This window comes from Thermomonas sp., assembly GCF_047606765.1.
Lineage (GTDB): Bacteria > Pseudomonadota > Gammaproteobacteria > Xanthomonadales > Xanthomonadaceae > Thermomonas.
The window spans coordinates 42,579-66,697 of the sequence record NZ_JASGED010000070.1; the positions used below are offsets into that span (position 1 = coordinate 42,579).

Here is a 24,119-nt window from a genome sequence, read left to right on the forward strand (position 1 = left end):
CGCACAGGACACAGCCATCGCCATGTCCCATCCCTCGACACCCGCCCCGGCAGGCCACCGACGCGCGCAGATCGCCGCGCGCGTCGGCGCGGCCACGCTTGGCGGCTATGCCTTCGCCTGGGGCTTCATCGCCACGTGCATGAGCCTGCTGTTCGCCGCCGGCATGGCGTTCCACGACGCCGAGTTCCTCGCCATGCTGCTCGGCGTGCTGGCGTTCCTCGCCGCGTTCCTGTGGGCATTCGCAGTACGGAGGCTGTGGATGGCGTGGGCACTGCTGCTCGGCGGCGGCGCATTGCTGGCGACCATCGGCACGCTGGTGCAGACAACCCAGGCCTGAGGAGATCGAACATGTTCCAGAGCTTCCGGCAGGCGATGGCATGGGTACACACCTGGTTCGGGCTGGTGCTTGGCTTCGTGCTGATGGCGGCGTTCTTCTTCGGCGCGCTGTCGGTATTCGACCGCGAGATCGATCGCTGGGCGATTCCGGAAAGCCGCTTCGCGCCGCAGCCCATGCCCTCGTTCGAGAAGGTGTTGCGGCCGGCGTTTGAACGCATGCAGCCAACGCCGCAGGCCATCGATGCGATGCGCCCGCGCGTGGATGGGCCGATGCCCGAACGCTACGACACCGTGGCCGAATGGAGCGCCTACACCACGCATCGCGACCCGGTGCAGGAACTGTATGCCGGCTTCGACGTGCCCAAGGCGCGCGACCCGGAGGAGCTGATCTGGGCCGATGCCACCATCGATCCGCGCGATGGCTGGCTGCTGCCGCATGACCGGCTGAAGATCGGCAGCGGTTTCTTCTATCCGCTGCACTACGGCCTGACCCTGGACTGGAAGAGCCTGGGCATCCGCATCGTCGGTTTCTCCGCACTCATCATGCTGGTCGCGCTGGTCAGCGGCGTGGTCATGCATCGCAAGCTGTTCCGCGAGTTCTTCACCTTCCGCCCCGGCAAGGCGCGCCTGCGCAGCGTGCTGGACCTGCACAACCTCACCGGCGTGGTGGCACTGCCATTCCACTTCTTCTTCGCCCTGACCGGCCTTCTGATCTTCGCCAGCACGTATTACTTCCCGCTTGGTGAAACCCAGTTGCACCGCCTGCACGAATTGCACGAACAGGCAGAGGCACAGGAAACCGGCCTGCCGCACGAGCGCGCCGGCGTGCCTGCAGGGCTGGCCGATGTCGATGCGATGGTGGCCGCGGCGCAACGCCGCTGGCAGGCGCAGGGCAAGGCGGGCGAGGTCGGTTACCTCGGATTGACCCATGTGGGCGATGCCAACGGCTATGTCAGCGTCTATCGCGCCGGCACCGACCGCATCGCCTTGATTGGCGACGGCATCCACTTCAAGGCATCCACTGGCAAGCTGATCCGCGAAGACCCGCCGGCAACGCCGGTCGCGCGCATCAACGAGTTCCTCACCGGCCTGCACCTGCAGCATTTCCGCCACTGGCTGCTGCGCTGGCTGTACGTGCTGGGCGGGCTGGCGGGCGCGGTCTGCATCGCCACCGGCTTCATCTTCTTTGTCGAAAAACGCAAGCGCCAGCATGCAAGGCAAGGCAGCCAGGGCGCGCGCGTGGTCGATGCGCTGGCGGTGACCACGATCACCGGCATGCTGCTGGCGACGCTGGGCATCCTGATTGCCAACAAGCTGCTGCCCGGTGACCTGCCCGCGCGCGGCGACTGGGAACGCTGTGCCTTCTGGGGAACGTGGTTGCTTGCGTTGCTGCATGCCGCATGGCGCAGCGCAGCGGTTGCACGCGGCCTGCCAAACCCGGCCTGGCGCGAGCAGTGCTGGGCAATCGCGGCATTGGCATTGGCTGCCGTGCTGCTGAACTGGATCGTCACCGGCGACCATCTGCTGCGCACGCTCGGTGCGCATTACTGGCCGGTGGCCGGCTTCGACCTCGCGCTGCTGGCAACGGCCGCAACCGCCTGCTTCGCCGCGCGCAGGCTGCAACATCGCACCGTCATCGAGGATGACCCGATGATGGACGCGGAGACGACCCATGCCTGAACACACATCCGCTGGCTGGATGCTGCTGGCCGCGTTGCTTGCCAGCGTTGCCGGCATGGGCTGGTTGGCACTGTCGATGCCGGTGCATGCGGCGCAGGTCTGGGGCGCGCCACTTGCCAACGGTGCGCTGCGCCTGCTGCGCTGGTTCGGTATTGCCGGCGTGCTGGTGTCCCTGCGCCTGTGCCTGCATGCCAACCATGCCAGCATGGCCGTACTGGTCTGGGTGATGGCGCTGTCCGGCGCAGCCCTGCTGGTCGCGTTCCTGCTGGCCGCTCGCCCGCGCTGGCTGCGTCTGCTGGCACCCTGGGCGCGGGAGCAGGCGCGCAACGCTTAAACTGCCGGGATGGCCCGCATCCCCGACGCCTTCATTGACGATCTGCTTGCGCGCACCGACATCGTGGAGGTGGTGGGCAGCCGCATCCCGCTGAAGCGGCAGGGCAAGGAACACGCGGCGCGCTGCCCGTTCCACGACGAGCGTTCGGCCAGCTTTACCGTCTCGCCAACCAAGCAGTTCTACCACTGCTTCGGCTGCGGCGCGCACGGCACCGCGATCAGCTTCCTGATGCATTACGACCGCCTCGAGTTTCTCGACGCGGTGGACGAACTGGCCAAGCGCGTGGGCATGGAAGTGCCGCGCGATACCCAGCAGCGCAACGCCAATCCGGAAACGCGCGACCTCTACGGCGCGATGGAGGCGGCATCCACCTTCTTCCGCAACCAGCTTGCACGCAGCGACAAGGCGCGTGCCTATGTTGAAACGCGCGGCATCGCGGCGGAGATCGTCGAACGCTACGCGATCGGCTATGCGCCGGATGGGTTTTCCGCACTGCGCGACGCGCTCGGCACCGACCCGCGCCGCATGCAGTTGCTGGAACGCGGCGGGCTGTTCTCGAAGAACGACAAGGGCAACATCTACGACAAGTTCCGCGACCGGCTGATGTTCCCGATCCATGACCGACGCGGGCGCACGATTGCGTTTGGCGGGCGCGTGATCGATCCCGAGGATTCGCCGAAATACCTCAACTCGCCGGAAACCGCGCTGTTCCACAAGGGCCGCGAGCTGTACGGCCTGTGGCAGGCGAAACAGGCCAACGCGAAGCTGGAACGGCTGATCGTGGTCGAAGGCTACATGGACGTGGTGGCGCTGGCGCAGTACGGCGTTTCGCAGGCGGTGGCGACGCTGGGCACCGCGACCACGCCCGACCACGCCGAGCTGCTGTTCCGCAACGCGCCGGACGTGTATTTCTGTTTCGATGGCGACCGCGCCGGGCGCAGCGCGGCATGGAAGGCGTTGGAATCGGTATTGCCGCGCATGAAGGACGGGCGGCAGGCGTTCTTCCTGTTTTTGCCCGATGGCGAAGACCCGGATTCGCTGGTGCGTCAGGAAGGTGTCGATGGCTTCGACGCACGCTTGCGCGCGGCCACGCCGCTGTCGGCGTTTTTCTACACATCACTGTCTGCCGACGTGAACCTGTCCAGCCTGGACGGCAAGGCGCGGCTGGCCGAACGCTGCAAGCCGCTGCTGGCGCAGATTCCCGATGGCGCCTTCGGCGACCTGATGCGCCAGCGCCTGACCGAACTCACCGGCGTCGGCGCGCGCACAAGTACACCACAGACGCATGTGCCCGTGCTGCGCGCGTCACGCAACAGCCCTGCGCAGAAACCCAGCCTGGTGCGCGGCGCGATCACACACTTGCTGCATCGCCCCGGCTTCGCACTCGACCTGCAGCCGCCCTATCGCTTTGCCGCGCTGCGCCAACCCGGCATTGATCTGTTGTCGGAACTGGTGTTGCTGGTGCGCGAGCGCCCGGACATCACCACCGGCGCGCTGCTGGAACATTTCCAAGGGCGCGAGGAACTGGCCGCGCTGCAGAAACTTGCCACGCAGGAACTGCCCGGTGAGCAAGCCGACCTGCGCACCGAGTTCCTCGATGCCATCGCGCAACTGGAAAAGCAGGTGCTGCAGCAGCGCATCGAGGAGTTGCAACAACAGCAGCGCGACGGTGGTCTGGGTGATGTGGAAAAGCAGGAACTGCGCGAATTGCTGCAGGCGCGGATGCAGCGCTGACCGGCGCGATCAGGTACACAGTTCAAGCAGCCGCTCGATGTCATCCATCTGGTTGTGGAACGATGGCGAGATGCGGATGCGGTCCTGATACAAGGTGGCTTCCATGCCTGCCGCTGTGAAGCGTTCCTGCAATCGCTTGCCCACGCCGCGCGCGGCGAAGGTGACGATGGGTGAACGCGAATCCGCTGGCGTCATCGGCAGGTAGCCCAGCGCCGGCATCGCCTGTTGCAGGCGCGCCAGCAACGGCTGCCGCCACGCGCTGATGCGTTCCACACCCAGTTCCAGCAGCAACTCCAGCGATGCCCGCAACATCGCAACGCCGGCATAGCCCAGCGTGCCCACTTCGATGCGGCCCGGCGTGTCACTGCGCGCCACGCTCTCGAACGGCGCGCTGCCGGGTGGATCGAACGGGTACAGATGGGTGGTGAAAGACTGTTCCTGTCGGTACCCCCACTGCGAGCGCCGCAACGCCGGCAGGCTGCTGGCACGCACGTACATCAGGCCGATGCCGAAATCGCCCATCAGCCATTTGTAGGTCGAGCACGCTGCAAAATCGACGCCGCAAGCATGCAAATCGACCGGCACGGTGCCGGCCGCCTGGATGATGTCCGCATAGACCAGCGCACCGCGCGCATGCGCCACGTCGCACAGCGCCTTCAGGTCGTGCTCGAAGCCGTTGAGGCTGGAGACCTGCGAGACCGCGACCAGCCGCGTGCCGGGCGTGATCGCGCGCGCCATGTCCTCGATGTGGATGCGGTTGTCGCGTGGGCGCACGACGTGCAGATCCAGCCCTTGCTTGGCAAGCTCGCTGTACATGAACAGCGAGCCGCTGAAGTGGTAGGCATCGGTCACCACCCGTGCGCGCGTTCCCGGCAGGCCCAGCCCCGACACCACATGGTTCTCGCCGACCATCGTGCTGGGCACCCAGGCCAGTTCGGCGACGTCGGCATTCACCAGCCGCGCGAACAGCCGCATCGCCTGCTCGCGTTCGGCCATGAGATCCACCGACCGGCCATCCCGGTTCATCAGACGGCCATCGAGGTAATGGCGCAGGCTGCTTGCAGCCCCGCGCGCCACCGGATGCGTGTAGGCACCATTCAGATGCGTGCCTGCGTATTCGAAGCGCGCACGCGCGCCATCCAGCCCGCCGTGCCGCAATGCCGCACGCACCGGCGATGGCGTGCGTGCCTGCGCCGGCAGCGCCGGCAACACCGCCAGCGCGGGCAGTGCGCCAAGGCCGCGCAGCCAGCGTCGGCGTGCCGGATCGATGGCATCGTCGCGGTGCGGCAACTGCGTTGCGTCCGTCGTCATGGGGCGTGCCCTGCATGGCAGGCGGCGTTGCCGGGCGCGTCGGCCAGCACCCACTGATAGCCGGGGAATGGCGCGCCAGCGGGGACGAACGACACCTCGAACCTGCGGCCTTCGCGTTCAACGTGCAGCACGATGGCGTCACCGGGCCGCGACTGCTGGGCATCCAGCCCCACCGAGCGCGTCACCGCATCGCCATTGCGCAGGCCGGCGCGTGCTGCCGGGGAATCGGCCACCAGCCCGCGGATCACGCGCGGCACCTGCATCAGGCTGGCGATGTCAAAGCCCAGTTCGAACAGCGGCATCGCCACCTGTTCACGGCGAAAGCACGGGCCGAAGGCGTCTTCGGGCAGCACCAGCAGGCCACCGTCGCGCAAGGCGGCGTAGTCCGCATGCGCCTGCGGGCCGATGTCGCGCTCCAGCATCGCCAGCCATGCCGCCACGTCCACGGCCTGTCCGGCCCGGCGACGCGCGAGGAACGCGCGGATCGCATCGTCCAGCGAACGCCTGCCGCCACTTGCCGCCTGCAAGCGCGCATTGACCAGCAGGAAATACACGCCGCCGCGCGAATAGGGCTGCATGCGCGCGCGCGCGTCAGTCCAGAACGCGGCTTCGGCCTGTGCCATCGGCATGTCCTTGCGCACGTTGCTGTAGTAGGTGCGCAGGGTGTCGTTGATGCCGTCGATGTAGCGCTGACGCGAGAACAGCCCCAGCCGGTACGGCGCGCGCACTTCATAGGCCACGGCTAGGCCTTCCTGGAACCAGCTCTGTTCCTCCAGCCCGTCCAGGAACACATGCACCATTTCGTGTACCAGCAACTGCTCAAGCTCATCGCGCGGCAGGTCTGGTGCCATCGTGCTCATCAATGCACCCGGCATGGCCGTACCGCTCATCGCGGTGAGCGGGTTGGTGCGGAACAAGGTGGTGAACGGCGGCAATTCGGCTTCGCCGAAGAAACCGCTCAGCTTGCGGTAGGCCTGCTGCGACCACGCCAGCAGATCGTCCTGGCTGTAACCCGGGGTATCGGCGGTGGATGCCGCGCGGAACGGGCCGCTGGCCGTGGCCAAGCGGGCCGGAAGGGCATGCAGGTCGCCGGCCATCAGATAGGCGTTGCGCAGCGCATCCAGCAGCACCGGCTGGCCACCATTGCGCGCCGCTGCAGGCAGGCTGTCCAGCGCCTGCGCGCCCTGCGGATAGGCGGACAGATCCCATTCGACGACGATGCGGTACGCGCGCGGGTCGTCGGGCAGCAACAGGAAGGTGCGGCCTGCGCCGCTGATGCCGCGTGGCTCCGAGCGCAGTTCCCAGATCGGGCCGGGCACGCTTTCGGTGGACACGGCAACCCGGTAATCCAGCACAACCTCGCCACGGGTGGCGCGTGCGGGCAGCCAGCGGCGAGTACGGCTTCCCAGCATGCCATCCGCCGCGCCGTCCTCGATCCGCCACGCAAGCGCGCCAGCGGCATCGCGCAGGCGCACGTCGCTGACGCGGTCTGCGATGCCTTGCAACGGCCCCAGCGAAACCGGCAGCCCCAGCGCGCGCACGCCGCGCGTGCCCGGCGTGATGCTCATGCGCACCTGCATGCCGGGCGCCGGCGTGCCGGCCAGTGGCGTCAGCCGCAGACGCAGCACCGGCACGTCGCCTGCCATCGCCTGCGACATCGACAGCCACATGCAAAGCGCAGCCAGCAGGCGGCGCAATCCGGTCATGTGCATGGGTTCTCCCTGTCCTGCACAACACGACCGGGCCGGCGGCGATGCCGGCCCGGAATCGGCAGCGTCAGAAGTTCCAGCTTACCGAAACGCCCACGGTGCGCGGGCGGATCACGGTGACACCATATTCGCCGCCGCTGCGCGAGATCGCGGTCAGGAAGCTGTAGGCATCGGTGGCGTTGCGCAGGTAGGCGGTGACGTTCCACTGGTCGCCTTCGATGCCGGCGCGCAGGTCGGCGGTGGTGTAGGCCGGCATGTCGAAGCGTGCAACGGCGGCGCTGCTGCTGAAGCCGGACAGGCGACTGCCGACATGGGTCAGGCTGCCGCCGACGAAGGCGTACAGCGACCCCACCGGCACCGAGTAGTCGGCGGTCAGGCTGCCGCTGAAGCGCGGCGAATACGGCAGCCGGTCACCGGCCTTGCCCACCGTGCCGGCAGGCAGGTCCTGCTCCAGTTTCGCATCCGAGTAGGCACCATTCAGGCCAAGCCGCAGTTTGTCGGTGACGCGCCATTGCGCCGTCCACTCCAGCCCCGTGCTGGAGGCCTTGCCGCCATTGGTGTAATAGGTTTGCTCCGAAGCCGCATCGAGGATGCTGAGCTGGATGTCGGTCCAGTCGATGTAATAGGCCGCCACTTCCACCGTCACCCGTCCGTCGGCGCTGCTGGCCTTGTAGCCGGCCTCGTAGCTGACCAGATTGTCGGAGTCGTAGCTCTCCTGATACGTGGTGCCCGGCATCGGGTTGTTGTGGCCACCTGCCCGGTAGCCCGATGCGACGCGCCCGTAGAACATGCTGTTTTCGCCCAGCTTGAAGCGCGGCGAAATCAGGAAGGTGAATTTCTTCTCGCTTGCGTCGGGATCCACCTCGGTTGATGCGCCGCCGTTCATCGGCCCGTCGTAATCGGTGAAGGACGACTGGCCGATCACGCTGTAGCGCCCGCCAAGCTGCAGGTCGAAACGCGGGCTGAAGTGGTAGTCGATGTCGCCATAGACCGCCCTTTCGTTGAAATTGGACGGCGCGGTTGCGGTGTAGGCCGGCGGGAAGCCGAGATCGACGCCGGTGACGGCATCGACCGCGCGCAGCGCCTGGTAGCCCTCGGTCTGCTCGCGCGTCCAGTAGCCGCCAAGCTGCCAATCCAGCGTGCGCGCGCCCTGCGAGGAAAACCGGAACTCCTGCGACCACTTTTCGGTGCCGCGGCGGTTGTCGATGATGACGCCGGGGCGCGGGCTGATGCCGTAGATCATGCCCAGCAGGCCACCGAAGATGTTGCTCACGTCCTGCGGGCCGTCATGCTCGTACTCGCCGAAAGCGGTGATCGAGTCGAACGCCATGCTGCCAAGATCGGCGTTGACCTTGAGGTTGTACAGGCGCACCTTGCCGTCGTAGATGTCGGTCATGCCCAGCCGGCGGCGGGTGTACTTGCCATACACCGGATCGCCGTTGAGATACACGCCAACGGCAGGCGTGCCCTGGCTTTCGGCATCCTGCGCCAACGCGCCCAGGTCGATGGTGATGTTCTCCGCAGGCAGCCAGCGGGCGGCGACGCGCGCGCCTTTCACGCGGCCCTCGTTGACTTCCTCCTTGTCCTGCTGCTGGTCATAGATGTAGCCGGCATCGGTGCGGTCGAACGCGCTCACGCGCAATGCGAAGGACTCGCCCGCCGGGACATTGATCGCGGCGCGCACGCCGTGGCCGATGCCGCCATGCGCGGTGCTGGACACGTCCGCCTGCACCCGGCCACTGAAGCCGGCCTGCGGGTCTGGCTGCACGGTCACGTATTTCAGCAGGCCACCCAGGCTGCTGGCACCGTACAGCGTGCCCTGCGGCCCGCGCAGGGCTTCGATCGCGGTCAGTTCGGACGGGTCGAGGTCAGGCGCCTGGATGTCGGTGGTGGACGAACCAAACGGCACGTCATCGATCACCACGCCCACCGTCGGGCTCTGCTCGGTGGCAGTGGCGATGCCGCGCATCACCAACTGGGTGCGGCCGGAGCCACGCGCGTTCAGGCTCAGGCCGGGCACCTGCGCGAAGTAATCGGTCAGCTGCACCGCGCCCTGGTCGGCCATCTGCCGCGCATCCACCACGCTGACCGACATCGCCACGTCCTGCAGGCGCTCCACGCGCTTCTGCGCGGTCACCGTGATGGCGTCCAGCTCGGTGGGTTGGTGCGGCGGTGTGTCCTTGGCTTCCTGCGCACTGGCGGCGACACAGGCGGACGACAGTGCCACGGCGATCGCGGCTGCGATCAGGTTGCGGGTGCAGGGCTTGCGATGGTGGGGGCGGATCGACATGGCGATTCCTTGTGCGAAGGTTGGAATCACCTTATCCGCGAGCCGCCGCAATGGGTGCGCATCCTTGGCGGCAACAGCCACGTCCCGTGCAAAAAATTACCCGATTTCACGCATGCATGCACAAAATCATCAGGGCATGCCCTGCGTGCCTTGCTGCGGATAGTGCGCGATGCACTCCACTTCCAGTGCCGCGCCCAGCGCCAGCCCGCTGGACCCGAACGCGCTGCGCGCGGGCAGGCGCGCGCGATCCGGGAAATAGTCCAGATACACCCGGTTGAACTCCGGCCAGCGCGCCATGTCCTCGATCATCACCACGCACTTCACCACGTGCTGCATGCCCAGGCCGGCCATGCTCAGGGCCGCGACCAGATTGTCCATTGCCTGCCGCGCCTGCGCCTCGAAATCCGCCGGCAGCTTGCCCTGCGCATCCACCCCGATCTGGCCCGACAGGTACAGCGTGTCGCCCGCGCGCACGGCCGCCGAGAACGGATACGGGCTGGCCGGGTCGCGGAAATGCTGCAGCGGCGAGGCGGGCTCGCCGGCGGACGCGACGCCCGCGATGGACAACAGGATGGCGGCAAGGAATCGGGACATGGGCATCACCGGTGCGGGGAAGAAAACAGAGGTTGCGGGCGCGGCATCGGCGCATCCCGCTGCGCGGCATCGAGCGCCAGCAGCGCCTGCACGGTGGCGATGCGGGTCAGGCCATCGAAGTCGAGGCGCTCGTATGCATCCACGCTGGTATGGCGGGCGCGGGTCATGTAGTCGGTCGGATCCTGCAGGAACAGCAGCGCGGGCAGGCCGGCATCGGTATAGCTGGACTGATCCGCAGGCCAGCCGGGGCCGTCCAGCACGAACTCCACGCCAAGCGATGCCAGCCGTGGCTGCCACTGGCGCAGCAAAGCTGCCATCGCCGGGTCGGCACCGGCGTAGATGCCGCGAATCGGGCCGCTGCCCATGTCCACCAGCATCGCCAGTGACAACGCCGCATGCGCGGCGCGCGGCACCGGCGCACCGGTGACCAGACCGCTGGCAGGGTCACGCGGCACCTGCGCGTAATGCGCATCCACGTAGGCGCGCGAACCCAGCACGCCTTGCTCTTCGCCGGTGAACAGCACCATGCGGATCGTGCGGCGCGGCGCGATGGCAGAGGCACGGATGATGCGCATCGCCTCCAGCGCGCCGATCACGCCGGCACCGTCGTCCACCGCGCCGGTGGCACCGGCCCAGCTGTCGAGGTGGGCCACGATCTCGACGGCCTCGCCACGCAGGCATGGGTCGGTGCCGGGGATCTCCGCGATCAGGTTGGCGGCGCGCACCGGTGCAGGCGTGGTGGTGGTGGCGACTTCGTATTCCACCTGCACCTGCACGCCCGAGCGCAGCAGGCGCGCAACCCGCCCGAACCCTTCGTTGCCGGCCACCAGCACCGGGAAGGCCGGTGCCCGCCCGGTTTGCCAGGGCCGGGCCACCAGCAGCGCGCTGTCATCCAGCAGCAGGCGCGCAGTGCCGGAGCCGGCGGCGGACGGATCCCCCGCCAGCACCACCGCCTGCACGCCCTCGTCCATCAGGAACCGCGCCAGCCTGTCACGGAAGGCCCCACGATCAAGGCGGGCGGGAATGCGCGCGGCACGCCCGGCGAAATAACGCCGCACGCTGTCCAGTTCACGGCCTGCGCTGGCCGCATCGAAACGCGGCGATGGCGATGGCTGCGCCGCCAGTGCATCCTGCGGCGGCAACGCGCCCAGGAACAGCACCTTGCCGCGCAGCCGGCCACGCCAGGCATCCAGCGCGGCGGCATCGTCCAGCTCGGCCCATGCGGCATCGCCCTGCACCACGCCCGCACTGGCGACCGACCACGGCGCGGCCTGCGCCACGAACATCATCGGCACCGGTGCCTGCATGCGCATCCACGCACGCTGCTGGGTCCAGCCGTGGCCGAACACGCCCCAGTCCTCGAGACGCACGCGGGCCAGCCCGATCGCCCGCGCCTGGTCACTGGCCCAGACCAGCGCCGCGTCCAGGCCAGGCGAGCCGGTCAGGCGCGGCCCGATGCGATCCAGCAGGCCATGCGCCAGCGCCGGTGCGCGCGATGCCCCCAGCCCCAGCGCCTGCACATGTTCGCGCTGCGCGGCATCCAGTCCCTCGATGCCGCGCGCCGGGCAGCTTCCTGCGGATACCGGTGCCGGCCGCGCCAGCAGCGCCAGCCCCAGCAGCGCCGCAACCTGCCATCCGGCGTGCCCGTGCCTGTTGCGGTTGCGTGCGCGTGTCTGCATTGCCGGATCATAGCCACGCCGCGCCGCACGGAATGTGCGAACGGGCACCGGTTCAGCACCGCAATCGCGCAAAACGTGCATCGCGCGCATCACTTCACCGAACCTGCGGCATGCCGCGCCAATTGCTGGCGCATGGCCTCGAAGGTGGTGGCATCGATCGGGTAATGGCGCACGATCCATGCCGCCACCAGCACCAGCAAGGCGGGCAGCAGCGCAATCCCGATACGCAGGCCATCGCGCACGCCGGCATCGGCAGCATCCACGCCATGGAAACCCACCACGGCAAGCAGCAGGCTGACCAGCACGCCCCCCAGCACCATGCCGCTTTGCTGGATCACCACCCACAGGCCATAGATCGCACCTTCGCGACGCCCGCCGCCCTGCAAGGCGTCGTACTCCACCGTGTCCGGCACCATCGCGTTGGGCAGCAGTTCCGCGCCTGCATTGAACACGCCGAACACCAGCATCATCGCCACCAGTGCAGCCACTGTGCCGCCTGGCAGCCACAGGCTGCCTGCCCAGCAAACCACCAGCCCCAGATAGGCGGCGATGCAGGCCTCGCGCTTGCCGATGCGCGCCGCCAGCCATGCCCATAACGGCGTGCTGGCAAGGCTGGCCAGCGACCCCGCCGGAAACAGCAGGCCCATCAGCGTGGCCGGCTGCCCATGCACCACGGTGACGGCATAGATCAGCGCACCACTGAAACAGACATTGGCCATGTTGGCGACCAGATAGCCCGCGCCCAGCACGGCCAGCGGGCGGTTGCGGCGCAATGCCCGCCACTGCATGCGCAGGCCGTCCTGCGCCGGCGGCACGCGCACATCTGCGGCCTGCGGCGCGCGCGCAGTGGCGAAGAACACCAGCAGGCCACTGGCCAGGATCACGCCGCCGAACACCAGCCCGGCATTGCGATACCCCTGCAACGGCGTTGCCGCGCGCTCGACGATCCACGGCAGCACCGAAATCGCCAGCAACACCGCCAGCCGCGATGCCATTTCCTTGTAGCCGATCAGGCCAAGGCGCTGCGCATAGTCCGGCACCATTTCCGGTGCCATCGCCGAGTACGGCACGTGGTAGAGGCTGACGCCGGTATTCACCAGCAGGTAGAGCAGCAGGAACATCACCGCCAGCAGTGGCGCGCCAGCCCCTGCCGGCAGCCAGAACATCGCCGCAAACGCCGGTGCCCAGAGCAAGGTTCCTGCCAGCACCCAGGGCCGTCGTCGTCCCCAGCGCGAGCGTGTGCGATCGGACAGCACGCCTGCCAGCGGATCGGTGACGATGTTCCAGACACGCGGCACCACGGTGACCAGCCCGGCCAGCAAGACCGGCACCTGCAGCACCTCGGTCAGGTAATAAAGCAGGTAGATGCTGACGATGGCCATGTGGCTGGCAATCGCGAACTGCCCCGCTGCCCAGCCCAGGCGAACGGCAAGCGGAAGCGGCGTGGCGGGCGTTTGCACGGGCGGATCCTGCGAGGGTTGTGGGCAAGGCCACAGGGCCAAGGCGTCCCGGCACGATCCTAGTCCACGCCACCACTGCATGCACAGGTTTTCCGCAGAACCACGCGCGGCCATGCAAAAATCCGCTTGCAGGCTGTCTGTCACGCACGTTATCGACGGCCAGAACGGCACAGCCACTCAAATCAGGCACGGGAGCATGCGATGACCGCCCTCGACAGTTACGACATCCGCATCCTGGAAGCCTTGCAGGTGCAGGGCGACATGACCATGTCCGACCTGTCCGAGCGCGTGCATCTTTCGCATTCGCAGTGCTCCCGGCGCGTCAAGCACCTGCGCGAGACCGGCCTGATCCGGGGCTTTGCCGCGATCCTCGACCCCGCCAAGCTGGGCCTGCAACTGAAGGCCTACATCACCGTCACCCTGAAGCTCAATTCGCAGGCCGCCACCGAGTTCCGCGCGCTGATCCGCGACACCGCCGAAATCCTGGAATGCACGATGGTCACCGGCGATGGCGATTTCCTGCTGAAGGTGCATACCCGCGACCTGCCGCATTTCCGTGACCTGCTTTCGCAACTGGCGCAGGTGGACGTGGTGGCCAGCATGCGTTCCGTGATCGTGATCGACGACCTCAAGAACACCTCCGCGTTGCCGGTCTATCCGCAACCCGTGGCGCGTTGAGCAATAACGAAGCACGCGCGGCGGCATTCGTGACTTCTGATCGAGGCATCCTGCAGCCTGCGCACTAAGCTCGCATTTCCATCCGGGCCCGGGACGCCACGATGCTGCATCGCACCCTGCTGCTTGCCACCCTGTTCGCCGCACTGCCCGCTTTCGCACAAACCGCCGAGGTGAAGCGCGAGGTCGCGGGCAACCGCACCAGCGAGAACATCCCGCCGATCCCGGCTGAGTTGCTGGAACAGCTCAACCGCTACCAGAACACGCGCGGCGCAGGCGTTGCCGGCTGGACGAAGGACGGCTGCCTGCTGATCTCCACCCGCTTCGCGGAAACCGCGCAGGTGCATCGCGTGTGCCAGCCGCTTGGCATGCGCGAGCAACTCACCTTCTATCCGGAACCGGTTTCCGGCATCACCCCGTCACCGGCCAGGGCCTCGCGCGATGGCTTCGTGTTTGCCAAGGACAAGGGCGGCGACGAATACAGCCAGCTCTACTGGTTCGATGCACAAACACGCGCCACCACCCTGCTCACCGACGGCGGGCGCAGCCAGAATGGCGGCACCACGCTCAGCGCGGACGGCGGGTTGATGGCGTACAGCAGCACCGCGCGCAACGGCACCGACCGCGACGTGTGGCTGCGCGATACCCGCACTGGCGCAACGCGGTTGCTGGTGGATGCCGGCGGCAGCTGGACGCCGCTGGACTTCTCGCCGGATGGCAAGGAATTGCTGGTGATGCGCTACGTGTCCGCCGCCGAATCGCATCCGGGCGTGGTCGATGTGGCCAGCGGCAAGCTGACCTTGTTCCCGGTGGATGGCGGCAAGGCTGCATTTGGCGGGTTCGCCTTCGCGCCGGATGGCAAGACGGTGTATTTCGTTTCCGACGAGGACGCAGGCGGCAAGCCGCAGGAGTTCAAGACCCTGCGCCATCACGACCTGGCCAGCGGCAAGCTGGACATGCTCAGTGCCGGCATTCCGTGGGACGTGACGGGCTTTGCCATCGCCGAGGACGGCAGGCATCTGGCCTATGTCACCAACGAGGATGGCATCGGCAAGCTGCGCGTGCTTTCGTTGCCCGGCCACAAGGAAATCCGGCTGCCGGCATTGCCGGTCGGCCTGATCGGCGGGCTTGCGTTTTCGCCGGACGGCAAGCGGCTTGCCATCGGCATCAACAGTGCGACCTCACCCAGCGACGCCTACGTGATCGACCTTGCCGCCGCCACGCTGACGCGCTGGACGCGAAGCGAAGTGGGTGGCCTGGATGCATCGAAGTTCGTCGCGCCCACGCTGGTGCGCTATCCCACCTTCGATCAGGTCAATGGCAGGCAACGCACGATCCCGGCGTTCTATTACAAGCCGATGAGGCCTGCGAGGAACGGCAAGTACCCGGTCGTCATCAGCATCCATGGCGGGCCAGAAAGCCAGTCGCTGCCCACCTTCAACCCCACCGCGCAATACCTTGCGGGCGAGATGGGCGTGGCAGTGCTGGTGCCGAACGTGCGCGGCTCATCGGGTTACGGCAAGACCTATCTGTCGCTGGACAACGCCGGGAAGCGCGAGGATTCGGTCAAGGACATCGGCGCGTTGCTGGACTGGATTGCGCAGCAACCCGAACTGGACGCATCGCGCGTCGGCGTGATCGGCGGCAGCTACGGCGGCTACATGGTGCTGGCATCGCTGACCCATTACAGCGACCGCATCCGTGCCGGCGTGGATATCGTCGGCATCTCGCACTTCGGCACCTTCCTTGCGAACACCGAGAACTACCGCCGCGACCTGCGCCGTGCGGAATATGGCGATGAACGCGACCCGGCGATGAACGCTGTGTTCGAGCGCATCTCGCCACTCAACAACGCGCACAGGATCAAGTCACCGCTGTTCGTGGCACAGGGCCGCAATGACCCGCGCGTGCCGTGGACGGAAGCCGAGCAGATCGTGAAGGCGGTGCGCGGCAACGGCCAGCCGGTGTGGTACCTGCTGTATGCCGATGAAGGGCATGGCTTTGCCAAGAAGGCAAACAGCGATTACTACACTGCGGCCACGATGCTGTTCTGGCAGACGTATCTGTTGAACGACTGACGTTTCCTTCTCCCCGCGTGCGGGGAGAAGGTGCCCGAAGGGCGGATGAGGGGCATCGGCAGGCCGCGCGAAAAGCCCCCTCACCCGCCTTCGGCACCCTCTCCCCGTCTGCGACGGGGAGAGGGAAGCGATCTCGTCTCGCGCAGCAATAGCGCACGCTTGCGTTCCACGCCCCAGCGATAGCCGGACACGCTGCCGTCGCTGCGCACCACGCGATGGCAGGGAATCGCCACCGCCAGCGTGTTGGATGCACACGCATGCGCCACCGCGCGCACGGATTTCGGGCTGCCGATGCGCTGTGCGATCTGCGCATAGCTTGCGGTTTCACCTGAAGGTATTGCGCGCAGCGCTTCCCACACGCGCTGCTGGAAGGCGGTGCCGCGAATATCCAGTGGCAGGTCCAGGCCAAGTTGCGGTGCTTCGATCAAGCCAACCACCTGTGCCACCAGGCGCTCGAATGCCACATCGCCGCCGATCAGTTCCGCACGTGGAAAGCGATCCTGCAATTCGCGCAGCAGGGCATCGGCATCGTCACCCAATGAAATCGCGCACACGCCGCACTGGCTGCGGGCGACCAGGATCGCACCCAGCGAACACTGGCCGATGGCGAATGCGATGCGCGTATCCGCGCCGCCATCGCGGTACTGCGCCGGCTTCATCCCCAGCATGGCCTCGGCGCTGTCGTAGAACCGGCTGCTGGCGTTGAAGCCGGCATCGAACGCGGCATCGGTCACCTTCGCGCCGCGTTTGGACAAGGCATCGCGCAGTGCCTTGCCGCGATGCGCCTGCGCATAGGCTTTCGGCGTAACCCCGGCCACCGCCTTGAACAGGCGGTGGAAGTGATGCGGACTAAGCCCGGCCTCGTGCGCCAGTGCATCCAGCGTAGGTGCCTGCTGCGCCGTTTCGATGTGGCGGCATGCGGCAGCGACCAGCGCGGCATCGCGGCGGGATTTGGCGAGGGCTGATTTCGCATGCATGGCATCACTCTAGCCCTGCCCGGCGCATCGGGCATCCCGTTTCTTGCGATCGGAAATGGCTGTCATCCCCGCGAAGGCGGGGATCCATGGACGTTAACTTTTTGAACAACAAAGTCCATGGATTCCCGCCTTCGCGGGAATGACGAGCAAAAAACAGCTTCGCTATTTCACCTTGCGGAAGGTCAGGTTGAAGCGTGCCTCGCCGGTGCGCGGGTGCAGGCCCGGCTTCACCGGCAGCACGCCGTGGAAGCGCATGCGATCCGCGCCGCCCCAGACCACCACGTCGCCATGCGCCAGCGGCACGCGCACGCATGCATCGCCGCGCGCAAAACCGCCGAGCAGGAACGTTGCCGGCAAGCCCAGCGACACCGACACGATGGGCGCAACGCGGTCGTCCTCGTCGCGATCCTGATGCAGGCTCAAGCGCGTGCCCGGTGCATAGCGGTTGATGAGGCAGGCGTCCGGCAGATAGCCATCAAAACCGGCTTCGGCGGCGGCATCACGGGCAAGGCGCAGGAACGCATCCGGCAGCACCGGCCACGGCTTGCCGGTTTGCGGATCGCTGCGGTCATAGCGATAGCCGCGCCGGTCGCTGCACCAGCCAAACCTGCCGCTGTTGGTCATCGCCACCTGCATCGCGTGCCCGCCGGGCGTGACCAGATGGCGGAAAGGCGCGGCATCGGCAATCGTGGCGATGCCGGCCAGCAGCGCATCCTCGAACGGCAACGCAAAGCCGTGCAGCACGCAGGCCTGCACAGACAGCTGCGTGCGGGTTCCCGATTGCAGCGCGGCGAACAGGTCGTTCACGCCTGCCGCGAAAGCTCCATCACGGGCAACGCTTGCGGTTGCAGCAGCGGTTGCAGCCAGTGATCCGCCAGCAGCAAGGCAAACAGCGCCATCAGATAGACGATGGAGTACTTGAACGCGCGCATCGCGAAGAACTCGTCCGGCGGATCCAGCAGCTTCCATGCGTACCAGAGGAACACCGCGCCCAGCACCAGCGCGCCGCACAGGTAGAACAGCCCGCTCATGTGCGTGGCCCACGGCAGGATGGTGGCGACCACCAGCAACACGGTGTACAGCAGGATCTGCCAGCGCGTGTATGCGACGCCGTGGGTGACCGGCAGCATCGGCACCAGCGCGCGCGCGTAGTCCTCGCGGCGGAAGATCGCCAGCGCCCAGAAGTGCGGCGGCGTCCACACGAAAATGATCAGCACCAGCAGCAGCGCATGCGCCCAGTCCCACTGGCCCTGCATGCCGGTCACGGCAGCCCAGCCCAGCAGCGGCGGCGCGGCACCGGCGATGCCGCCAATCACGATGTTCTGCGGCGTGGCGCGCTTCAGCCAGCCGGTATAGACGATGGCATAGCCGATCAATGAAGCGAAGGTGAGCGCCGCGCAGATCGCGTTCACCCACAGCAGCAGGATCGCCATCGAAGCCACGCCCAACACGATGGCGAACGCCAGCACCTGCGCCGGTCGCAGCGCGCCGGTCGCCAGCGGGCGGTCGGCGGTGCGCACCATCACCTTGTCAATGCGCTGATCCAGCAGATGGTTGATCGCCGCCGCGCTGGCCGCCGCCAGCCAGATGCCAATACTGCCGGCGATGAGCCGCAGCCACGGCCAGTCATCGCCCGGCTGGATGGCAAGCAGCATGCCGATGATCGCGGTGAACACGATCAGCGCGACCACGCGCGGCTTTGTCAGCACCCAGTACTGCGATGCGATGGAAGACGTGGCGCTCATGCGTCCGGCGCACGCACCCGCGCCAGCAAAGTGACCAGCACGAACAGCAGCGCGGCGGCGCCGGCGTTGTGCAGCACTGCAATCTTCAACGGCAGCGACAGCATCACGTTGGCGATGCCAAGGCCGACCTGCGTCAGCAGCAGCACGGCCAGCAGCGCGCCCCAGCCACGCAGGCCGGGGTTGCGCAGCAGGCGCACCGCGACCGCCATCAGGTGACCGAACACCAGCAGCGCCATGATCCGGTGCGCAAGCTGGATGGCGACGCGCGCAGCGTTGTCGAGGACGCCGCCTTCGTAATCGACACCGATCCCGCGCCACAGCACGAAGCCTTCGGCGAAATCATGCTGCGGCCACCACTGCCCCGCGCACTTCGGGAAATCCGTGCCACAGGCCAGCGCGGCGTAATTGGCGCTGGTCCAGCCACCCAGCGCAATCTGCACGGCCAGCAATACAAGGCCCACTACCAACAAGCGGCGCAGGCGCGCGGCATCGCCACTGATGATGAAGATGCCGGTGGACTTCCACGCCATCCAGACCAGCAATGCAAAGGTCAGCATGCCGCCCAGCAAGTGCCCCGTCACCACGATGGGTTTGAGCAGCCAGGTCACCGTCCACATGCCGAGCAAGGCCTGGAAGATGATGACTGCGAGCGTCAGCGTGGCAGTGCGCGCCAGATCCATGTTCGACCATCGCAACGCGCCGATCAGCAGCAAGGCTTCGCCGAACACGGCAAGCGCGGACGCCGCCACATGCTGCCCGCGCATGTACAGCGGGATGGCGATGGCAACCGCCACCGAAGCGCCGATCACATGCAGCCAACCTTGCGGGCGCTTGCGCGTGGCAAGCAGCGCAAGTGCCAGCACCAGCACGCCCAGCAGGCCGGCGATCATGCGATGGAACTGTTCGCGCCACGCCTTCTCCGGCACCACCGGGCGGATCGCGGTGGCGGCGTGATCGCCGATCTGGTCGGCGTGCGTGGGCCATGCAGCCTTGCCGTAGCAGGTCGGCCAGTCCGGGCAGCTGAGGCCCGCGTCGGACAGGCGCACGAACGCACCGAACACGATCACGCAGGCGGCAAGCAGCACCGCAAACCATGCGATGCGGTGGAAATGGCGATACAGGGGCGTGCTCGGGTTCATGCGCTCAATTGATTTTCAGCAGGCGGGCAAGATCGGTGCGCAGGTCACCCGGATCGAAGCCGGGAGCGTAGCGCAGGATGACGAAGCCGTTGGGATCGATCAGCCAGACTGGATCACCGGCTGCATCGTCCCAACGCGCCAGTCCCGCGCGCAGGCCTTCATCCGCATGCACGACATGCGCCGTGCGCGGCAGGCTGGCATCCGCAGGAACGGCACCAGCCCACAGCACATGCACGCGGTCAGCATCCTTGCCCATCAACTTCCAGACCTTGTCCACGTCCTGCAACAAGCGTGTGCATGCCGCCGCGCGCGCGCTGTCGCAATCGCGCGGCATCGCCACGATGCGCCAGATGCGTGGCTCGTCCTTCCAGCCATAGCGCGCGCCGTCCGCCAGCGTCGGCGCGTATTCGCGCAGGTCGCCATAGGGTTGCAGCATCTCGCCCTTGTTCTTCATGCCTTCCGGCCGCCAGCCCGAGAAGCGCAGCAGGCCGGCGATCAGCATGCCACCGAAGAACAAGGCAAACAGGATCAGCAGCATGCTGCGGTTGCGGCGGCGATTGGCCACCTGCGTGGGCGTCATCGGGTCCATGTTTTCTTCCTGAAAGTCAGTACCAGCGCGGTGACCAGCACTGCCAGCGCAAGCCCGAACCATTGCACTGCATAACCCAGATGCCGCTGCGGCGTGAGCGTGTTGGGCAGGATGTCCAGGTCACGTTCGCCCGGTGCCAGCATCACGCCTGCATCATTTTCCTTGCGCTGCGGATCAAGCCGCAGCACGCGCGGCGCAATGCCGGTGGACAGGCCCAACGCCTTGGCGATGTCCGCAAGCGTCATGCGCGATGCCAGCCAGCGTGCGTCGCCCGTTTCGGCCAGTGCCGCGCCATGCGCGATGCCCACCGAGGGCGGTGCTGCCAACAGGCCACGCACCATCTGCGCATCACGCGCCGGGCAGCCGAACACCGGCAACGCGCGCGTGCCATCCAGCGGCCACCAGCCTGCATCCACAAGCAGCGCCTGCACGCCATCGTCCGGCAGCAGCACGCAATACATGCGCACGCCCGCACGCCCTTCGCGCTGCTGGTTGTCCAGCCACAGGGTGACATTGGCGATGCGCCCGCTGCCTTCCGCCCAGTCATAGGCATCGACACGTTTCGGGTCGGAGGCCAGCAGCAAGGGCTGCGGATGCGTGCGATCCGTGACCGCGCCGGATGCAGCTTCAAGCATCGCTTCCTTCTCGTGCATGCGCCCGAGCTGCCAGCGCCCAAGCGAAGCGAACGCCGCCATCGCCACCACCGCCAGCAGCCAGCCCCAGATCAGGTTGCGCGTGCGCGTACTCACCGCGCTGCACTCCGGTGCTGCGATAATGCCGGCACCCTGCGGACGGCCCGCATCGTGGAGACGAACATGAGCGATTCGCTGAAGACCCTGCTCATCGTCGGTGTGCTGATCCTCATCCTGTGGAACCTCGGCGCCGGCCTGTACTACATGCTGGTGGACAAGGGCACCACCAAGCGCACCGTCAACTCATTGACCAAACGCATCGCCCTGAGCGTGGCCCTGATCCTGTTCGTGATCCTTGCCATCTACATGGGCTGGATCACCCCGCACGGCGTGGGCAGCAATCCGGGCTGAATTATCGCCCTTTCGATAGCGCAAAGGCCGGCAATGCCGGCCTTTTTGCTTCAAGCCCCTCTCCCGGCGGGAGAGGGGTTGGGGAGAGGGTACGGAAGCACGATGCTGCCGCATCGATGACCGAACCCTCATCCGCCCTTCGGGCACCTTCTCCCGGAGGGAGAAGGGGAACATCAAAGCACGTACACGAACAGGAAAAGTCCCAGCCACACAACATCCACGAAGTGCCAATACCACGCCACCGCCTCGAAGGCGAAATGGTCATTCGGCGTGAAGTGGCCTTTCAGGCAACGCAGCCAGATGATCGCCAGCATCAGCGTGCCCAGCGTCACATGCGCGCCGTGGAAGCCGGTCAGCATGAAGAAGGTGGAGCCGTAGATGCCCGAACCCAGGGTCAGGTTCAGCGCGTGATAGGCATGGATGTATTCCTGGGCCTGGTAGAACAGGAACAGGCAGCCCAGCGCCACGGTCAGGCCCAGGAACAGCAGCAGGATGCCGCGCTTGTTTTCCTTCAGCGCATGGTGCGCGATGGTCAGGGTCACGCCCGAGGTCAGCAGGATCAGGGTGTTGATGAGCGGCAGGCCCCAGGCCGGAATGGTCTGGTAGCTGCCGCCAACCGCCGCCGGGCCGTTGCTGGGCCAGCCGCCGGAAAAGCCCGCCCACAGCAGGCTGTGGGTGGCACCGCCGTCGCCCTCGCCGTTCAACCACGGCAGCGCGAACTGGCGGGTATAGAACAGCGCGCCGAAGAAGGCGGCGAAGAACATCACTTCGGAGAAGATGAACCACACCATGCCCATGCGGAAGGACACGTCCACCTGCTTGTTGTAATGGCCGGCCACCGATTCGCGGATCACGTCGCCGAACCACTTGAACAGCACGGCCAGAAGACCGGCCAGGCCGATGAAGAACACCGTGCGGCCCCAGCTGACTTCGTTCAGCCAGCTGGCAAAGCCCACCATCGTGATGAACAGCGTGATCGATGCGAACAGCGGCCACTTGCTGCTGTGCGGGACAAAATAGATGTCCTTGTCGTGGCTGGCGTGATCGGCGTGGGCATTGGCCATGGCGGGTCTTCCGGTTGCGTTGCGTCAGGTCAGGGCGCGGTATGCGCCACGTCGGCCCCGGCAGCGGCGCCAAGCGCAGCCGTCTGGGCATCGTTCTTGTAGAAGGTGTACGACAGGGTGATGGTCTTGACGCCCTCCGGCAGTGCCGGATCGACGATGAAACGCACCGGCATGTCGCGTGCTTCGCCGGCAGCCAGCGTCTGCGCGGTGAAGCAGAAGCATTCGGTCTTGCTGAAGTAGCCGGAGGCGCGCGCCGGTGCCACCGACGGCACCGCGCTGCCGACGATGCTGCGATCCGCCGTGTTGCGCGCGAAATACGTTGCCTCGTACTGCTTGCCCAGTTGCACGCGCATCGTGCGCTGCTCGGGCTGGAACTGCCACGGCAGCCTGGAATTGACGCCGCCGTCGAACTGCACCGTCACCCAGCGCGCGCCGGCATCGGCCTGCACTTGCGACGCAGCAACCGGCCCCTGCTCCAGGCGCACGCCGAACACCTTTTCGCAGGCGATCCGGTACAGCGGCACCAGCGAGAAGGCGAAGCCAAACGCCGCCAGCGACACGCAGGCCAGCTTGAACACGCCGAAATCGCGGGCGCGGTTGTCGCTCATCGCCCCACCACGCCGGACAGGATGAAGCCGACATAGATCAGCACCGCGATCCCCGCGAACAGCAGCGCCGTGCGACGCACGCCCTTGCGGCGGGCCTCGGCGGCGGCATCGACGGTGGCGGTTTCGCGGCTCATGTTGCGGTCAGCTGACGACTCAGTGGCTGATGTCGCCGTGGGCCAGATCGCCGTCCTTGATGACCGGCGGGCGCTCGAAGGTGTGGTGCGGTGCCGGCGACGGCACCGTCCATTCCAGGCCCCTGGCGCCTTCCCACGAACGCGCATCGGCCTTGGCACCGTACTTCAGCGAGTGCCACAGCACAAAGGCCATGATGAACGGCGTGGCGAACATGCCGAACGCACCGATCGAGCTGATCATGTTCCAGTCCGCGAACACCACGTTGTAGTCCGGGATGCGGCGCGGCATGCCGGCCAGGCCCAGGAAGTGCTGCGGGAAGAACAGCAGGTTGACGAAGATCACGCTCCACCAGAAATGCAGCTTCGCCAACCCTTCGCTGTACATGCGGCCGGTCCACTTCGGCCACCAGAAATAGACGGCGGCGATTATCGAGAACAGCGCGCCGGTCACCAGCACGTAGTGGAAATGCGCCACCACGAAATAGGTGTCGTGGTACTGGAAGTCGGCAGGCACGATCGCCAGCATCAGGCCGGAGAAACCGCCGATGGTGAACAGGATCACGAAGGCCACCGCCCACAGCATCGGGGCTTCGAAGCTGATCGAACCACGCCACATGGTGGTGACCCAGTTGAACACCTTCACGCCGGTCGGGATCGAGATCAGCATCGTCGCGAACATGAAGTAGATCTCGCCGCCCAGCGGCATGCCCACCGTGAACATGTGGTGCGCCCAGACGATGAACGACAGGAAGGCGATCGCTGCGGTGGCATAGACCATCGCCTGATAGCCGAACAGCGGCTTGCGGCTGAAGGTGGGGATGATCTCGCTGACCACGCCGAAGGCGGGCAGGATCATGATGTACACCTCGGGGTGCCCGAAGAACCAGAAGATGTGCTGGTACATCACCGGGTCGCCGCCGCCGGCCGCGTTGAAGAAGCT

General features: G+C 66.7%; 23 protein-coding genes. 7 read left to right on the forward strand and 16 right to left on the reverse strand.

Going from position 1 to position 24,119, the window contains the following annotated elements; genetic code table 11:
• Window positions 1–22 precede the first annotated feature (22 nt).
• From QM612_RS06815 to dnaG, 4 genes are read left to right on the forward strand one after another with little or no spacing between them, the layout of a single operon-like run.
• The gene (locus QM612_RS06815) at window positions 23–337 is read left to right on the forward strand and encodes an iron uptake protein (protein WP_415253142.1); all 315 of its coding nucleotides are present in this window, start codon (window positions 23–25) and stop codon (window positions 335–337) included.
• An 11-nt stretch (window positions 338–348) separates the two neighbouring features.
• Window positions 349–2,016, forward strand: a complete 1,668-nt coding sequence (locus QM612_RS06820; RefSeq protein WP_415253143.1) for a PepSY-associated TM helix domain-containing protein — start codon at window positions 349–351, stop codon at window positions 2,014–2,016.
• The gene (locus QM612_RS06825) at window positions 2,009–2,350 is read left to right on the forward strand and encodes a DUF3325 domain-containing protein (protein ID WP_415253144.1); all 342 of its coding nucleotides are present in this window, start codon (window positions 2,009–2,011) and stop codon (window positions 2,348–2,350) included. Before QM612_RS06820 ends, QM612_RS06825 begins: the two co-directional genes overlap by 8 nt.
• Before the next feature lie 9 nt (window positions 2,351–2,359).
• A complete protein-coding gene (dnaG, locus tag QM612_RS06830; RefSeq protein ID WP_415253145.1) occupies window positions 2,360–4,084 on the forward strand; it encodes a DNA primase in 1,725 nt (574 codons plus the stop codon).
• A gap of 9 nt (window positions 4,085–4,093) precedes the next feature.
• On the opposite strand, the gene QM612_RS06835 is transcribed toward dnaG, so the two are convergent.
• The 6 genes from QM612_RS06835 to QM612_RS06860 form a co-directional block, all read right to left on the reverse strand.
• Window positions 4,094–5,395, reverse strand: a complete 1,302-nt coding sequence (locus QM612_RS06835; RefSeq protein ID WP_415253146.1) for an aminotransferase class V-fold PLP-dependent enzyme — start codon at window positions 5,393–5,395, stop codon at window positions 4,094–4,096.
• Window positions 5,392–7,101, reverse strand: coding sequence for a hypothetical protein (locus tag QM612_RS06840; RefSeq protein WP_415253147.1), 1,710 nt, complete (start codon window positions 7,099–7,101; stop codon window positions 5,392–5,394). The genes QM612_RS06835 and QM612_RS06840 overlap by 4 nt, the downstream gene beginning before the upstream one ends.
• A 70-nt stretch (window positions 7,102–7,171) precedes the next feature.
• The gene (locus QM612_RS06845) at window positions 7,172–9,394 is read right to left on the reverse strand and encodes a TonB-dependent receptor (RefSeq protein ID WP_415253148.1); all 2,223 of its coding nucleotides are present in this window, start codon (window positions 9,392–9,394) and stop codon (window positions 7,172–7,174) included.
• A 129-nt stretch (window positions 9,395–9,523) separates the two neighbouring features.
• On the reverse strand, window positions 9,524–9,988 hold the full coding sequence (locus QM612_RS06850; protein WP_415253149.1) for a RidA family protein: 465 nt from the start codon (window positions 9,986–9,988) through the stop codon (window positions 9,524–9,526).
• Between the two features lie 5 nt (window positions 9,989–9,993).
• Window positions 9,994–11,667, reverse strand: a complete 1,674-nt coding sequence (locus QM612_RS06855) for a M20/M25/M40 family metallo-hydrolase (RefSeq protein ID WP_415253150.1) — start codon at window positions 11,665–11,667, stop codon at window positions 9,994–9,996.
• Between the two features lie 89 nt (window positions 11,668–11,756).
• Entirely contained in the window at window positions 11,757–13,127 is a 1,371-nt protein-coding gene (locus QM612_RS06860; RefSeq protein WP_415253151.1) for an MFS transporter, read from the reverse strand.
• A 201-nt stretch (window positions 13,128–13,328) separates the two neighbouring features.
• Here QM612_RS06860 and QM612_RS06865 point away from each other — a divergent pair, with 201 nt between their 5' ends.
• Complete coding sequence (locus QM612_RS06865) at window positions 13,329–13,805, forward strand: Lrp/AsnC family transcriptional regulator (protein ID WP_415253152.1); 477 nt, start codon at window positions 13,329–13,331, stop codon at window positions 13,803–13,805.
• Window positions 13,806–13,906: 101 nt separating this feature from the next.
• On the forward strand, window positions 13,907–15,880 hold the full coding sequence (locus QM612_RS06870; RefSeq protein ID WP_415253153.1) for a S9 family peptidase: 1,974 nt from the start codon (window positions 13,907–13,909) through the stop codon (window positions 15,878–15,880).
• An 80-nt stretch (window positions 15,881–15,960) separates the two neighbouring features.
• Here QM612_RS06870 and ada read toward each other — a convergent pair whose 3' ends face one another.
• The 6 genes from ada to QM612_RS06900 form a co-directional block, all read right to left on the reverse strand.
• Window positions 15,961–16,857 (reverse strand): bifunctional DNA-binding transcriptional regulator/O6-methylguanine-DNA methyltransferase Ada, encoded by an 897-nt coding sequence (ada, locus tag QM612_RS06875; protein WP_415253154.1) that lies wholly within the window; start codon window positions 16,855–16,857, stop codon window positions 15,961–15,963.
• Window positions 16,858–17,019: 162 nt separating this feature from the next.
• A complete protein-coding gene (alkB, locus tag QM612_RS06880; RefSeq protein WP_415253155.1) occupies window positions 17,020–17,664 on the reverse strand; it encodes a DNA oxidative demethylase AlkB in 645 nt (214 codons plus the stop codon).
• Complete coding sequence (gene cyoE / locus QM612_RS06885; protein WP_415253156.1) at window positions 17,661–18,602, reverse strand: heme o synthase; 942 nt, start codon at window positions 18,600–18,602, stop codon at window positions 17,661–17,663. The genes alkB and cyoE overlap by 4 nt, the downstream gene beginning before the upstream one ends.
• Complete coding sequence (locus tag QM612_RS06890) at window positions 18,599–19,741, reverse strand: COX15/CtaA family protein (protein WP_415253157.1); 1,143 nt, start codon at window positions 19,739–19,741, stop codon at window positions 18,599–18,601. Before QM612_RS06890 ends, cyoE begins: the two co-directional genes overlap by 4 nt.
• A gap of 4 nt (window positions 19,742–19,745) precedes the next feature.
• Entirely contained in the window at window positions 19,746–20,330 is a 585-nt protein-coding gene (locus QM612_RS06895; RefSeq protein WP_415253158.1) for a hypothetical protein, read from the reverse strand.
• Complete coding sequence (locus tag QM612_RS06900) at window positions 20,318–21,025, reverse strand: SURF1 family protein (protein WP_415253166.1); 708 nt, start codon at window positions 21,023–21,025, stop codon at window positions 20,318–20,320. Before QM612_RS06900 ends, QM612_RS06895 begins: the two co-directional genes overlap by 13 nt.
• A 120-nt stretch (window positions 21,026–21,145) precedes the next feature.
• On the opposite strand from QM612_RS06900, the gene QM612_RS06905 reads away from it, so the two are divergent.
• A complete protein-coding gene (locus tag QM612_RS06905) occupies window positions 21,146–21,373 on the forward strand; it encodes a twin transmembrane helix small protein (protein WP_415253159.1) in 228 nt (75 codons plus the stop codon).
• Window positions 21,374–21,546: 173 nt separating this feature from the next.
• On the opposite strand, the gene QM612_RS06910 is transcribed toward QM612_RS06905, so the two are convergent.
• The 4 genes from QM612_RS06910 to QM612_RS06925 form a co-directional block, all read right to left on the reverse strand.
• Window positions 21,547–22,437, reverse strand: a complete 891-nt coding sequence (locus QM612_RS06910) for a cytochrome c oxidase subunit 3 (protein ID WP_415253160.1) — start codon at window positions 22,435–22,437, stop codon at window positions 21,547–21,549.
• Window positions 22,438–22,466: 29 nt separating this feature from the next.
• Complete coding sequence (locus QM612_RS06915) at window positions 22,467–23,045, reverse strand: cytochrome c oxidase assembly protein (protein ID WP_415253161.1); 579 nt, start codon at window positions 23,043–23,045, stop codon at window positions 22,467–22,469.
• Window positions 23,042–23,179, reverse strand: a complete 138-nt coding sequence (locus tag QM612_RS06920) for a hypothetical protein (protein WP_415253162.1) — start codon at window positions 23,177–23,179, stop codon at window positions 23,042–23,044. The genes QM612_RS06915 and QM612_RS06920 overlap by 4 nt, the downstream gene beginning before the upstream one ends.
• Window positions 23,180–23,198: 19 nt before the next feature.
• On the reverse strand, window positions 23,199–24,119 hold a 921-nt coding region (locus QM612_RS06925; protein ID WP_415253163.1), incomplete at its 5' end, for a cbb3-type cytochrome c oxidase subunit I.